A 13,501-nucleotide genomic window follows, 5' to 3' on the forward strand; every position below is an offset into this window, starting at 1 on the left:
GCGTTGCCCTCGGGCGCCCTCAGTCGGTCGTCACGCGGGTGCGCACGAGCCCCGCCCCGAAGGCGTTGAGCTCTCTCTCCAGGCGCTCCGCGCTGATGGCGCCGGCGCCCGGGCCCCTGTGGAGGACCCGGAAGGTCTGGCCGGCCTCGTGCGTGAGCATATTCGACACGGTGAAGCCGTTGCGCTGGTAGAACGCGAGGCGGCGCAGGCGCTGGCCGTAGTTGCCGGCGGACTCGTCGATGGGCTCGATCTCCAGGAACAAAGGCAGATCCGGGTGCTCGTCGGCGAACCACTCCAGGATCCGCCTCCCGTAGCCCGCCGAGCGCAGCCGGTCGTCCACCGCCAGGAAAGCCAGGTAGACGAGGTCCTTCGACACGAAGGAGTAGGTGAAGGCGACCACTTCCGCGTCGTGCGCCGAGGGGTCGGACAGCTCCGGGTCCACCCACGCCGTGAAGGAAATGGCGCGCCGCCGCATCGCGCTCGCGTGGAGCAGGGGCAGGGGGACCCGCTCTTCAGGGGGGAACGCCCGGCGGTAGAGGGCGTGCACCTGCGAGGCGATGGGCCCGCGCAGGGGAACGCGAACAGGCGTCAGTGGAGCGCTCGTCATGTGCCGTAGTCTACGGGATGGTGGAAATCAGGGGAGAACCAGGGGAGGAGGGCGCGCTCGCGGAACCCGGGCGGCGTTAGGGTGGAGGGGAATCCGTGCTGGAGGAGGAGGGCTGACCGTGCTGGAGCTCCGCGAGATCACCAAGGCCTACAGGACCGCGAACCTGGTCCAAGTCGCCCTCGACCGCGTGTCGGTGGCCTTCCGGGACAACGAGTTCGTCGCGGTCCTGGGGCAGTCGGGGTCGGGCAAGACCACCATGCTCAACGTCATCGGCGGACTCGACCGCTTCCAGAGGGGCGACCTCGTCATCGACGGCGTCTCCACGAAGGCCTACAGGGCCCGCGACTGGGACGCCTACCGCAACAACCGCATCGGCTTCGTCTTCCAGTCCTACAACCTCATCCCCCATCAGAGCGTCCTGGCCAACGTCGAGCTCGCCCTCACCCTGTCGGGAGTGTCCCGGGGCGAGCGGCGCAAGCGCGCCCTCGACGCCCTAGACCGCGTGGGGCTGTCCGAGCACGTCCGCAAACTGCCCTCCCAGATGTCCGGCGGGCAGATGCAGCGCGTCGCCATCGCCCGCGCCCTCATCAACGACCCGGAGATCCTCCTGGCGGACGAGCCGACCGGCGCCCTCGACTCGAAGACGAGCGTGCAAGTCATGGATCTGCTGCGCGAGGTCGCCAAGGACCGCCTGGTCATCATGGTCACCCACAACCCCGAACTCGCCCACCAGTACGCCACCCGCATCGTCGAACTGGCCGACGGGCGGATCGTCGCCGACTCCGAGCCGTTCACGCCCGGCACCGAGGAGGTCCGCGAGGCGAAGCCGGCCAGGCGCACCTCAATGGGCTTCCTCACCGCCCTGGCGCTGTCCTTCAACAACCTCATGACGAAGAAGGGCCGCACCCTGATGACCTCCTTCGCGGGGTCGATCGGCATCATCGGCATCGCGGCCATCCTGGCGCTGGCCAACGGGGCCAACGCCTACATCCAGCGCACCGAGGAGGACGCGCTCAGCTCCTACCCCCTGACCATCCAGAAACAGGGGTTCTCCATGGAGTCGATGATGAGCAGCGCCGTCCTGGGCGGCTCGTCCACGGAGGGGGACCCCGGGGGAGTGAGGGTCTCGTCGCGGCAGTCCCTGACCGGCATGATCCAGAACGCGAAGACCAACGACCTCAAATCCCTGAAGGTCTACCTGGACAACAACGGCGGCGGCATCAGGTCCCACGCCTCGTCCGTCGAGTACGGCTACGGGACCACCCCCCTCATCTTCCAGCAGGACACCAGCAAGGGACTCAACCAGGTGAGTCCGGAGCCGGCGTTCTCACCGATCGCCTCCGCCAGGGGCGGCAGCGCGAACCCCATGTCCTCCACCTCCTTGTCCACCGACGCCTTCTACCAGATGCCCACGGACCGGTCCCTGTACGCGGACGCCTACGACGTGCTCGCCGGGACGTGGCCCACCGGCGCCGACGACCTGGTCCTGGTCCTGGACGCGGAGGGGCAGATCTCCGATGTCTTCGAGTACACCCTCGGGCTCAAGGACCACAAGGACCTCCAGTCCCTCATGCGCTCGTACTACTCGGGGCAGATGGGCCGGGGGGCTGGCTCCCCCCAGTCAGGCGCGCAGTCGGGCGCCGGGGGAGCCTCGCCCACGGTGTACGACTATTCGCAGATCCTGGGCACGGCGTTCTCCCGCGTCAACGCCCCGGACCAGTACACCTACGACTCCACGTACCGGGTGTGGACCGACCACTCCGCCGACACCGACTACATGAAGGACCTGGTCTCCAAGGGCCAGCGCCTCACCATCACGGGGATCGTCAAGCCCAAGTCCTCCAGCCGCACCCCCTTGCGCCAGGGGATCGGCTACACCGCCGACCTCACCTACCGGGTCATCGACGAGGCGGGGGCCAGCCAGATCGTCAAGGACCAGATCGCCTCGCCCACCATCGACGTGTTCACCGGAAAGACCTTCAAGGAGCTCGCCGACGGCCAGAAGGACAAGGCGTCGGGTTTTGACATGTCCTCCCTGTTCAGCGTGGACGAGGGCAAACTGGGGGCCGCGTTCCAGATCGACCCGTCGAAACTGCAGATGGACATGTCCGCTCTGGACTTCTCCGGCCTGGACCTGTCGGGCTTCGACTTCTCGCAGCTCGACATGTCGGGGATGGACCTGAGTGGGCTCGACCCGTCCGCGCTGGTGCCCTCGGGGGCCCAGTCGGGCCTGCTGCCCGGCATGGACCTGGGGGAGCTCACGAAGCAGTTCCCGCAGCTGGCGGACATCGATTTCGCGGGGATCGTCTCCGCTGCCCTCAAGGACGGTGCCGTGAAGGAGGGCGCGGGCGAGTACCTGGCGTCCCGTGCCTCGCAGATCGCCCAGGACTTCATCGCCTACGTGCGCGAGCAGGCGGCGAAGGCCCCCGACTTGGACGGCGACGGCATCCCCGACATCGACCTGGTGGAACTGGTCAGCGACTACATGAAATCCGCCGACGTCCTCCGGCAGCTGACCGACGCCGTCACCTCCGACCAGGTCATCGACTCGGGCAAACTCATCGCCAACCTCACCAAGGCCCTGGGGGACGACCCGGCGATCGCCCAGATCGCGCAGGCCGTGTCCCAGCAGATCGCCGACGCGATCTCCACCCAGATCGCCGGTCAGCTCTCCGGACTCCTCGGCCAAGGAATGGGCGCGGTCCTCAGCCAGATGATGAGCGACACGATGGGGCAGGCGATGGGCCAGATGATGGAGGGGTTCGCCGAGCAGATCCGCGCGCGGATCTCCTCCGCGATGGACGGTTTCGCCGAGGCCATGAGCTCGGCCGTGTCCATCGACCCCGGCGCCTTCGCCGACGCGTTCTCCATGAACTTCGACGAGAAGTCCCTGGCTGCCCTCATGGCCACCATGATGAGCACGAACGTGCCGGACTACGACACGAACCTGAGGGGCCTGGGGTGGGCGGCCATCGACTCGCCGACCACGATCAGCATCTACCCGAAGAGCTTCGCGGACAAGGACGAGGTGAAGAAGATCCTCGACGCCTACAGCGCCGACCAGGTCAGCGCGGGGGCCCCGGACAAGGCGATCACCTACACCGACCTCATGGGCACCCTCATGAGCTCGGTCACCAGTATCATCGACGTCATCTCGTGGCTGCTCATCGCCTTCGTCTCCATCTCCCTGGTGGTCTCCTCCATCATGATCGCGATCATCACGTACATCTCGGTCCTGGAGAGGCGCAAGGAGATCGGCATCCTGCGGTCGATAGGCGCCTCCAAGGGCGACGTGTCCCGCGTGTTCAACGCCGAGACCGTGATCGAGGGGTTCCTGGCGGGCGTCATGGGGGTGGGGATCACCTACGGCCTGTGCTCCCTCGTCAACGCGGTCGTCTCCTCGGTGTTCGACGTGCACGGCATCGCGCAGTTGTCGCCCGTGGCGGCCGGGGCGCTCATAGCCGTGTCGGTGGGGCTCACTGTTTTCGCCGGCCTCATCCCGGCCTCGAGGGCCGCCCGCCAGGATCCTGTGGAGGCCCTGCGCTCGGAGTAGGCGCCCCGGGACCCGGAGGAGCCCGTGCTGGGATCGGGCCCCCGACCGTCATTTACCGGACAATCGTGGGTGCTGTGCGAAGTGGCGTAGCCTGGTCGCGCAACCACCCGTCCCGCCCAGCGAAGGAGCCGCCATGCCGACACCCCCACAGCTCGCCACCGACAAGAAGGCCGCCGTCCTGCTCGCCGCCGGATGCGAGGAGGTGGAGGCCCTGGCCGTCGTGGACGCCCTTTTCCGCGCCGGGATCCGCGCCGACCTCGTCTCGGTCTCGCAGTCCCTCGAGGTCGTCAGCTCCCACGGGGTCCGCATTATTGCGGACGCGCTGATCGCCGATGTGGAACTGGCGGACTACGACCTGCTGTACCTGCCCGGCGGCATGCCCGGAACCCTGCACCTCAAGGCGTGCCCCGCCGTCCCCCTCGAGATTCTGCGCCGCGCCGACGCGGGGGAACCGATAGCCGCGATCTGCGCCGCACCGTCCATCCTGGCCGAGCTGGGGGTCCTGGACCGTCGTCGCGCCACCGCGAACCCCGCGTTCATGGAGGCGATCGCGCAGGGCGGCGCCACCGCCGAGGAGAAGCCCGTCGTCGTGGACGGCGCCATCACGACCAGCCGCGGCGCGGGGACGGCCTTCGACCTCGGCCTCGAGCTGGTGCGCCAGATGCTGGGCGACGGGGCCGCCGACGCCGTCCGCGCCGGAATCATCCACAGCCACTGAACCCATTGCCGCGCACTGGCGCCCGGCTGTCCCGCGCGGCCACGGCCGACCCGGACCGGCAGCGCCGCGGTGCCCGCCCGGCGTGCGCCAGCGCCCCTGCCGGGGCCGCCGCGCCGGGCCCCGCGCCCACCGCACCGAGGAAAGAAGGACACCCGCATGAGCAAGCGCCCGCCCCGCCGCTGGCCGGACCCCGCCGCCCCCCTGGCGGGGCCCGTCATGGACAACCACACGCACCTGCCGGTCCACCCCGGCCAGATCCCCTCCCCGCAGGGCGAGCGCCTCAGCCTGGACGACCAGCTGGAGCGTGCCCGGCGGGTGGGCGTGGAACGCGTGGTCTCCTCGGCGTGCGAGATCCCCGACTTCGATCCGATGCTGGAGGTCGCCCGCGCCCATAAGGGGGTGCGCGTCGCCCTGGCGCTCCACCCGAACGAGGCGGCCCTGCACGCGGGCGTGGCCGAGCCCTCGCCCGACGGCCTGGTCCCGCAGGTGCGCGTCCACCACGTGCCCCTGGACGAGGCGCTGTCGGAAGTGGAGTCGCACCTGGGGGATCCCGCTGTGGTGGCGGTGGGGGAGAGCGGCCTCGACTTCTACCGCACCGCCCAGGAGGGCCGCGGCGCGCAGGCGGAGTCGTTCCGCGCCCACCTGGAACTCGCCCGCCAGGCGGGACTGCCCCTGCAGATCCACGACCGCGACGCCCACAGGGAGACGCTGGGGGTCCTCGCCGAGGCGGGGGCGGGCGTGCCCGGGATCGTCTTCCACTGCTACTCGGGCGACCGCGAGATGGCCCTGGCCCTGGCGGAGAACGGCTGGTACGCCTCCTTCGCGGGGCCTGTGACCTACCCGGCGAACGGGCACCTGCGCGAAGCCCTCCTCGCCCTGCCCAGAGAGCTGGTCCTGGTGGAGACGGATGCGCCTTACCTCACGCCCGCGCCCTACCGTGGCTGCCCGAACGCGTCCTACGTCATATCCCATACGGTCCGTTTCATCGCCGATCTATGGGAGGTCGATGAGGAATCGGCGTGCCAGCAGCTGATGGCGAACTCAGTGCGCGTGTATGGCGAGTGGTAAGCCGCGCCACTGGGTGGAACGGGTGGCCCAGCTTATTGTGACGAACGAGCTTGGTGTGGTACAGCACATGGATTTCGCGCTCCTGTAACAAATTGGTTACGGTGTGGGGGACAAGCCGGGAAAGGGCGCCCATCGCCAGAGGGCCTGCCTGCCGGTACCTACAACGTCTGGAGCCACGTGAGGACACTCAAGCACACCCGGCGCACAGTCATCACCGCCGCCTCTGCCGCGGCCCTCGTGATCGGGGGCGGGGCCGCGGGCCTGGCCTACGCCTCCCACCGCACCGTGACCATCGAGGTGGATGGAGCCTCCCAGCGGGTCTCCGGCTTCTTCTCGACCGTCGGGGACGCCATCAGCGCCGGTGGGATCACCACGGGCGACCACGACCTCATCGCCCCCGCCCCCGAATCCTCCGTCGCCTCCGGCGACACGGTGGTGGTCCGCACCGCCACCGAGTACCGGGTGAGCGTCGACGGCGCGCCCACCACCGCGTGGTCCACGGCCTCCTCCGTGAGCGGGGTCCTCGACGCGGTCCCCTCCGCCGGGAGTGTTGCGATCGCAGCCGACCGCTCGCAGTCCCGCGCCGAGATGCCCGTCGGCGCGGACACGGTCCACGTGACCGCCGACGGCGAGACCACGGACGTCACCGCAACCGGGCTGGACGGCGCTTCGGCGATCCTCGCGAAGGCGGGCGTGAGCGCCGGCCCCCTCGACCGGGTCGCCTTCCACCGCGGCGCCGACGGCGTGACCCTGCGCGTCCAGCGCGTCACCCGTGGCAACGTCACCTCCTCCACCAGCATCGACTACACCACGGAGGAGCGCGACGACGACACCCTGGACAAGGGCACGACGAAGACGGTGCAAGAGGGCGCCGCCGGTTCGGAGACCACCGTCGCCTACCAGGAGAGCATCGACGGGGTGGTCACCGTCAACGCCGTGCTCTCCACCACCCGCACCGAGCCCACGGCCCGCATCGTCGCGAACGGGACGAAGGAGGCGGCGCAGCCCGCTCCCGCCCCATCCGCCCCGTCCTCCGGCTCGTCCGGATCCTCCGCCCCGTCCGACTCCGGGGCCTCCGCCCCCAGCGGGGACGACGCCTCCATCTGGGCGGCCATCGCCCAATGCGAGTCCGGCGGCAACCCCACGACCAACACGGGCAACGGCTACTACGGGATGTACCAGTTCTCACTGCCCACCTGGCGCAGCGTCGGAGGGACCGGCCTGCCCTCCGAGGCCAGCGCTGAGGAGCAGACCATGCGGGCCCGCATGCTCCAGCAGCGCGCGGGCTGGGGCCAGTGGGGATGCGCATACAAACTGGGCCTCGTCTGAGGCGCCCCGTTTCGCTACGATGAGTAGTCCCAGGCCAGTGCAACCAGGAGAACCGTGAGCACGCATCTGAAAGTGTCCCTGCCGTCCGCTGTCTCCATGGCGGTCCACGCCATCGGTGGGCGCCTCCGCGCCTTCGCGCCGTCGCCCGTCATGGTCCTGGCCTGCGCGACGGCCACGGGGGCCATCGTGCTCGGCACGGCGGGGGTGTCCATCGCCTCCTCGCACGTCAACGTCATGCTGGAGGTCGACGGTGTCAGCCGCCCTGTCGCGGTGTGGGGCAACAACACAGTGTCCGACGCGCTCAAAGCCGCAGGGGTCCGGGTCGCCGACTCCGACCTGGTCCAGCCCGGGGCCGGTGAGGCCCTGGCCGACGGCGACACCATCGTCGTGCGCTCCGCCAAGCCCTATTCAGTGGCAGTGGACGGGAAGGTCCGCACGGTGTGGACCACGGCCGCCTCCGCCGATGCGATCCTCGCCGATGCCGGAGCCCTGGGCTCCAAGGTGTCCCTGGCCGCTGACCGCTCCTCCTCGCGCGACTCGCTCACTCCCCTCGTCTCCCGGCAGCGCTCCGTGGTCCTCAACGCCGACGGCACCAGCAAGCAGATCGAGGCGCGCCCCGGCCAGGACGCCCGGGCCACCCTGCACGACGCGGGCGTCGCGGTCCACCCCCTCGACCGGGTCGCCGTGTCCACCGACGAGGCGGGCGCCCTCACCGTCGACGTCCAGCGCGTGACCCGTGGACCGGCCACCGAGACCGCAGAGATCCCCTTCTCCGAGACCACGACGACCTCCTCCGACCTCTTCGTCGGGGAGTCCGAGGTCACCACGCAGGGCGTCAACGGCGTCACCACGTGGACCGTGTGGCAGGAGCAGAACGGCGACAAGGTCCTCACCTCGGTGCCGCTCACCGAGCACGCGACGACCCCGCCCGTCGCCCAAGTGCGCAGCGAGGGGACGAAGGAGGCGACCCCCGCGGCCCTCATCGCGGCGGGCATCGACCCGAAGGCCACCCTCGAGGAGCGCACGGAGTCCAACGGCACCACCTCGGTGCGCTACCGCGCCAAGCTCGGCTCGATCTCCACGCCCGAGGAGATCGCGAAGATCACCCAGGAGGCGGGCGGCTCGTCGGGCAATGGCGCGGGCGCTCCCACGCCCAATGTCCCCCTCGTCTACTCGGGCGAGGACCCCCGATCCCTGGCGCGCCCGCTCGTGGCCGCGCGCGGCTGGTCCGACTCCGAGTACCAGTGCCTCGTCCAGCTGTGGAACCGCGAGTCCCAGTGGAACCCGCACGCGCAGAACGCCTCCTCCGGTGCCTACGGCATCCCCCAAGCCCTGCCGGGCTCGAAGATGGCCTCCGCTGGAGCCGACTGGCAGACCAACCCGGTCACCCAGATCAACTGGGGGTTGGGCTACATCGCCGGGCGTTACGGCACGCCGTGCTCCGCGTGGGCGCACTCCAACGCCGTGGGCTGGTACTGATACGGCCAGCGCCCACTAGACTCGTCCCCGTGACCGCCAACCGCCCCCCGTCGCCGCAGCGCGCCCGCGCCTCGTCGCGCGCGCGCCAGGGAACGCCCGCGCGCCGCCGCACCGACCCCGCCCTGCCCGACGGCGCCCAGCCCTCGGCCACCGGCCTGCTGGGGCCCGTGGAAGTGCGCGCCATCAGCGGCGCCCTGGGTATCCGCCCCACGAAGGCCCTCGGTCAGAACTTCGTCCACGACGCCGGGACCGTGCGCCGCATCGTCGCCGCCGCAGGAGTGGGCGAAGGGGACGAAGTCATCGAGGTCGGCCCCGGCCTCGGCTCCCTCACCCTCGCCCTCCTCGAAGCGGGAGCGCGGGTGCGCGCGGTCGAGATCGACCCCGTCCTGGCCGCCGCCCTGCCCGAAACCGTGCGCGCCCGCATGGGGGACGCCGCCGACCGCCTCCACGTGGTGGCGGCGGACGCGACCGCCATCACCGGTCCGGCCGACATCGGCCCCGACTGGCCCCCGCCCGCCAAACTCGTCGCGAACCTGCCCTACAACGTCGCCGTCCCCGTCCTGCTCGCGATGCTCGACTCCTTCCCCACGCTCACCGATGTCCTCGTCATGGTCCAGGCGGAAGTCGCGGACCGCCTCGCCGCCGGCCCCGGGTCGCGCACCTACGGCGTGCCCTCCGTCAAAGCCGCGTGGTACGGCCAGGCCACGCGCGCCGGCACAATCGGGCGCTCCGTGTTCTGGCCCGTCCCCGGCGTCGACTCCGCCCTGGTGCGCCTGCGCAGATCCGCCAAGGCGCGCGGCGACAACGCCCTGCGCCGCGCCACCTTCGAAGCCACCGACGCCGCCTTCGGCCAGCGCCGCAAGACCCTGCGCGCCGCCCTGAAGGACTGGGCGGGCGGAGCAACGGCCTCCGAGGCCCTGCTCGCCGAGGCGGGCATCGATCCCGCGCGGCGCGGCGAGACCCTCACTATCGACGAGTTCACTCGACTGGGGGCCGCCCTCATCCGCCTGCGCGCCTCGGGCGCCGTCGCCGAGCGCCCCGACCCCCGGACGGCGGGGCCCGCCAATGCGTGAGGTCACCGCGTCCGCCCCCGGGAAGGTCAACCTCGTGCTGCGCGCCGGGGCCCCCACCGCGGACGGCTACCACCCCCTCGCCACCGTTTTCGAAGCCCTCGACCTGCGGGAAACAGTCACCGTGCGCACCACGAGGACCCCGGGCACCACCGTCGAGACCGTCGCCCACCTGCCCGGAGGGGACATCGACCGCGCCACCGGCGAACTCATGCGGGCCGTGCCGCCCCGGTCCCACCTGGCGGTGCGCGCCGCACGGGCCATGCAGCGCCTTGCGGCCGCCGGACCGTGGGCGTCCACCGCCGCGGGCCTGGCCATCCGCGTGGACAAGAGGGTCCCCGTCGCCGGCGGGATGGCCGGGGGCTCCGCCGACGCCGCCGCCACCCTGGTCGCCTGCAACGAGCTGTGGGGACTCGGCCTGGGGCCCGGCCAACTGGAGCGGATCGGGCGCGCCCTGGGCGCCGACGTGCCCGCCTGCCTCACTGGCGGCATCGCCCTGGGAACGGGGCGCGGCGACCACATGGCGCCGCTGGAGTGCCCGGGAACCCACCACCACTGGGTGATCGCCCTCGCCCACGAGGGGCTCTCCACCGCCGACGTGTTCGCCGAGTTCGACCGCGCCGCCCAGGGCACGGCAGTCCCCGCCGCCCCCACTGACGAGGAACTGGCCGACCTGACCGGGCCCGCGCGGCTCGCCGGCCCCCGCCTCGTCAACGACCTCACCGCAGCGGCGCTGTCCCTGCGGCCCGAACTGGGGGGCACACTGAGCGCCTCCCGCGCGGCGGGGGCCCTCGCCGCCATCGTCTCCGGCTCCGGGCCCACCGTCGCCGCCCTGGCGTCCAGCGCCGACCACGCCGACGAGATCGCCGAACGGCTCGCCGCTGCCCCCGCAGTCGCCCGCGTCCTAACGACCATGGGACCGGCGCCGGGGGCGCGCGTCGAGCACCAGGACGAGAGGTAGGCGCATGGCGCACCTGCTCGGAACACAGTCGGTCGCCGCGATGGCTGGCAGCCGCAGACTCCTCGAGTCCGTGGACGTCGGGCTCGACGACGGCTCCCGCGTCGGGATCCTGGGGCCCAATGGAGCGGGCAAATCCACTCTGCTGCGCATCGTCGCCGGGATCCAGGAACCCGATGGCGGTATCGTGACCCGCCGCGACGGGCTGCGCGTCGCCGTGCTCTCCCAGGCCGACGCCCTGGACCCGGCCGACACCGTCGTCGCTGCGGTCCACCCGGGCAAAGCCGAGTACGAATGGGCCTCCGACCCGCGTGTGCGCGACATCCACGAGGGGCTTCTGGCCTCCGTGCCCCCCGCCGCCGCCGTGGGCGCGCTCTCGGGCGGCCAGCGCAGGCGCGTCGCCCTCGCCCGGGTCCTGGCGGCCGACGCCGACATCGTGTGCCTCGACGAGCCCACCAACCACCTCGACGTGGAGGGCGTCGCCTGGCTGGCCCACCACCTCAACGCCCGCTTCGCGCGGCCCGGGGCCTCCGGCGCGCTGCTGGCCGTCACCCACGACCGGTGGTTCCTCGACGCCGTGTGCGAACACATCTGGGAAGTGGTGCCCGGAGTGGACCCCGGGGGCGAGCGCCCCCAGATCCCCGGGCGCGTCGAGATCTACGACGGCTCCTACGCCGCCTACACGCTGGCCAGGGCCGAGCGCGCGCGGCAGGCCGGCGTGGCCGCCCGCAAGCGCGCGAACCTGCTCACCAAGGAACTCGCGTGGCTGCGCAGGGGAGCGCCGGCGCGCACCTCGAAACCGAAGTTCCACATCGCGGCAGCCGAAGCCCTCATCGCGGACACGCCTCCACCCCGCGACAGCGTCGAACTGGTGGAGATGGCCAGCGCGCGCCTCGGCAAGGACGTCATCGACCTGGAGGACGTGTCCGTCTCCTTCACGCGGCCCGACTCCGGCCGCCTCGACGTCCTCCGCGGTGTCACATGGAGGCTGGCACCGGGCGAGCGCGTGGGCGTCGTCGGCGTCAACGGCGCGGGGAAGACGACCGTGCTCAACCTACTGCGCGGTGACCTGGAGCCCACGGGCGGGCGCGTCCGGCGCGGGAAGACGGTGAGGGTCGCCACCTTGTCGCAGGAGACCCGTGAACTCGATGCCGTCGCGGGGATGAGGGTCGTCGAGGCGGTCGCAGACATCGCGCAAACGGTGGTCGCTGGGGGCAAGGAGATCACCGCCCAGCAGATGACTGAGCGCATGGGATTCACCCGGGAACGGGCCCACACGCGGGTCAAGGAGATCTCCGGCGGGGAACGGCGCCGCCTGCAGCTCATGCGCTTGCTCATGTCCCAACCGAACGTCCTGCTGCTCGACGAGCCCACGAACGACCTCGACACCGACACGCTGGCCGCCATGGAGGACCTCCTCGACTCCTTCGCGGGCACCCTGGTCGTGGTATCCCACGACCGCTACCTGTTGGAGCGTGTCACCGACCACCAGGTCGCCCTGCTGGGGGACGGGACTCTCCGCGCCCTGCCCGGCGGCGTCGAGCAGTACCTCCAGATGCGGCGCGACGCGGCGACTGACCCCTCCGGGGGCGCTGCCGGTGGGGCGAACAACAGTGCGGAGCCGGGCGGTGCCGCAGAGCCCAGGGGCGTCGCGATCGGGAATGGAAGCACTGCTGGCGGAACCCGGCCCGGCCCGGATGGAGGAGGTGCCCCGACGGGCGCGGGCACTGGGGCGCGCGGGGCGAACGCGGCTTCCTCAGCCGAGCGGCGTGCGGCGAAGAAGGAGGCGGACCGCCTCGACCGCCGGATCGCGAGGCTGCGCGGACGGGCCGCGGAGCTGGAGGGGGAACTCGAGGCGCTGGCGGTCCAAGTGGCCTCCGACCCCGGCGCGATCGACTCTCTGGCGCGGGTTTCCGCCGAGCACCAGCGGGTGCTGGATGATATCGACGGACTCGAGGAAGCGTGGCTGGAGGCCGCGGAACTGCTGGAGTGAGAGCCGCTGAGCGGGCGGGACGGGGCAGCCGGATACCGCGGGATCGAAGGGTGCTATCGGTGCGGGAATAAGGCCGTCAGTACGCCGAAGGGTTCCATGGGCGCGTTGGGGTAGCCCAGCCTAACCTGCGTGAATAACGTAAAAGAATAGGGCTGGAATCGAGTGGAATTAGTGAGGGCGGGAATATGGAATTCACCCTATTGGGCGATCTTCTGAAGTGTTGGAACCGCAAGGGAAAATCAATGCCGATTGCCGGGGTTCGCAATTCGTTGTTCGATAGTCCCATCACGTCGGCCAACCGGTCGGCCGCCTCCACCTAGAACCGCCCCAGGGCGGCGAGAAAAGGAGAACACCATGACAACCGCAATGCCCCGCATCCTCGACTGCTCCGTGACGTCCTGCTCCTACAACAAGACGAAGTCGTGCGCCGCTGCGGCAATCACCGTTGGCTACGCGTCCACTTGCACGACCTTCATCCCCCTGTCCGTCAAGGGGGGCCTGGACAAGCCCCAGTCCTTCGTGGGCGCCTGTCAGAAAGCCGATTGCGTGCACAACAGCGCCCTCGAGTGCACCGCCGACTCCATTTCCGTGGGCGCCGGAACGGCTGACTGCCTCTCCTACGAGGCGAAGTAACGCCCGCGCGCACTACGCCGACGCGCCCAGATGGCCGTCCCCCCGGTAGGAGAGCCGCTTTCGACAAGCACTGCGCCACCGGGCCCGGGGGAG

The 13,501-nt window shown here is 70.9% G+C and carries 10 protein-coding genes; 9 read left to right on the forward strand and 1 reads right to left on the reverse strand.

Going from position 1 to position 13,501, the window contains the following annotated elements:
* Positions 1-19 precede the first annotated feature (19 nt).
* Positions 20-607 (reverse strand): GNAT family N-acetyltransferase, encoded by a 588-nt coding sequence (locus tag G447_RS0108715; protein WP_005870143.1) that lies wholly within the window; start codon positions 605-607, stop codon positions 20-22.
* 118 nt (positions 608-725) lie between these two features.
* Here G447_RS0108715 and G447_RS0108720 point away from each other — a divergent pair, with 118 nt between their 5' ends.
* From G447_RS0108720 to G447_RS0108760, 9 genes are all read left to right on the forward strand, one after another.
* Entirely contained in the window at positions 726-4,160 is a 3,435-nt protein-coding gene (locus G447_RS0108720; RefSeq protein WP_026430764.1) for an ABC transporter ATP-binding protein/permease, read from the forward strand.
* A gap of 133 nt (positions 4,161-4,293) precedes the next feature.
* Positions 4,294-4,878 carry a DJ-1 family glyoxalase III gene (locus G447_RS0108725; protein ID WP_026430765.1) on the forward strand — a complete coding sequence of 195 codons (585 nt, stop codon included), beginning with the start codon at positions 4,294-4,296 and terminating at the stop codon, positions 4,876-4,878.
* 156 nt (positions 4,879-5,034) lie between these two features.
* Positions 5,035-5,946 (forward strand): TatD family hydrolase, encoded by a 912-nt coding sequence (locus G447_RS0108730; protein ID WP_026430766.1) that lies wholly within the window; start codon positions 5,035-5,037, stop codon positions 5,944-5,946.
* A gap of 177 nt (positions 5,947-6,123) precedes the next feature.
* Entirely contained in the window at positions 6,124-7,275 is a 1,152-nt protein-coding gene (locus G447_RS0108735) for a resuscitation-promoting factor (protein WP_005867498.1), read from the forward strand.
* Positions 7,276-7,329: 54 nt separating this feature from the next.
* Positions 7,330-8,754 carry an aggregation-promoting factor C-terminal-like domain-containing protein gene (locus tag G447_RS0108740; RefSeq protein WP_005867487.1) on the forward strand — a complete coding sequence of 475 codons (1,425 nt, stop codon included), beginning with the start codon at positions 7,330-7,332 and terminating at the stop codon, positions 8,752-8,754.
* Between the two features lie 122 nt (positions 8,755-8,876).
* The gene (gene rsmA / locus G447_RS0108745; protein WP_243441521.1) at positions 8,877-9,827 is read left to right on the forward strand and encodes a 16S rRNA (adenine(1518)-N(6)/adenine(1519)-N(6))-dimethyltransferase RsmA; all 951 of its coding nucleotides are present in this window, start codon (positions 8,877-8,879) and stop codon (positions 9,825-9,827) included.
* Positions 9,820-10,785 (forward strand): 4-(cytidine 5'-diphospho)-2-C-methyl-D-erythritol kinase, encoded by a 966-nt coding sequence (locus G447_RS0108750; RefSeq protein WP_026430768.1) that lies wholly within the window; start codon positions 9,820-9,822, stop codon positions 10,783-10,785. Before rsmA ends, G447_RS0108750 begins: the two co-directional genes overlap by 8 nt.
* 4 nt (positions 10,786-10,789) lie before the next feature.
* Entirely contained in the window at positions 10,790-12,775 is a 1,986-nt protein-coding gene (locus G447_RS0108755) for an ABC-F family ATP-binding cassette domain-containing protein (protein ID WP_026430769.1), read from the forward strand.
* A 354-nt stretch (positions 12,776-13,129) separates the two neighbouring features.
* Positions 13,130-13,408, forward strand: coding sequence for a DUF1540 domain-containing protein (locus G447_RS0108760; RefSeq protein ID WP_005867496.1), 279 nt, complete (start codon positions 13,130-13,132; stop codon positions 13,406-13,408).
* Positions 13,409-13,501 lie beyond the last annotated feature (93 nt).

The organism is Schaalia georgiae DSM 6843, assembly GCF_000429245.1.
GTDB lineage: Bacteria > Actinomycetota > Actinomycetes > Actinomycetales > Actinomycetaceae > Pauljensenia > Pauljensenia georgiae.

What these genes read in the sequence shown, in the direction of transcription:
- G447_RS0108760 (WP_005867496.1), top strand. Translation starts at nt 13,130, where the DNA reads ATGACAACCGCAATGCCCCGCATCCTCGACTGCTCCGTGACGTCCTGC.
- G447_RS0108750 (WP_026430768.1), top strand. Translation starts at nt 9,820, where the DNA reads ATGCGTGAGGTCACCGCGTCCGCCCCCGGGAAGGTCAACCTCGTGCTG.
- G447_RS0108715 (WP_005870143.1), bottom strand. Translation starts at nt 607, where the DNA reads ATGACGAGCGCTCCACTGACGCCTGTTCGCGTTCCCCTGCGCGGGCCC.
- G447_RS0108725 (WP_026430765.1), top strand. Translation starts at nt 4,294, where the DNA reads ATGCCGACACCCCCACAGCTCGCCACCGACAAGAAGGCCGCCGTCCTG.
- G447_RS0108755 (WP_026430769.1), top strand. Translation starts at nt 10,790, where the DNA reads ATGGCGCACCTGCTCGGAACACAGTCGGTCGCCGCGATGGCTGGCAGC.
- G447_RS0108730 (WP_026430766.1), top strand. Translation starts at nt 5,035, where the DNA reads ATGAGCAAGCGCCCGCCCCGCCGCTGGCCGGACCCCGCCGCCCCCCTG.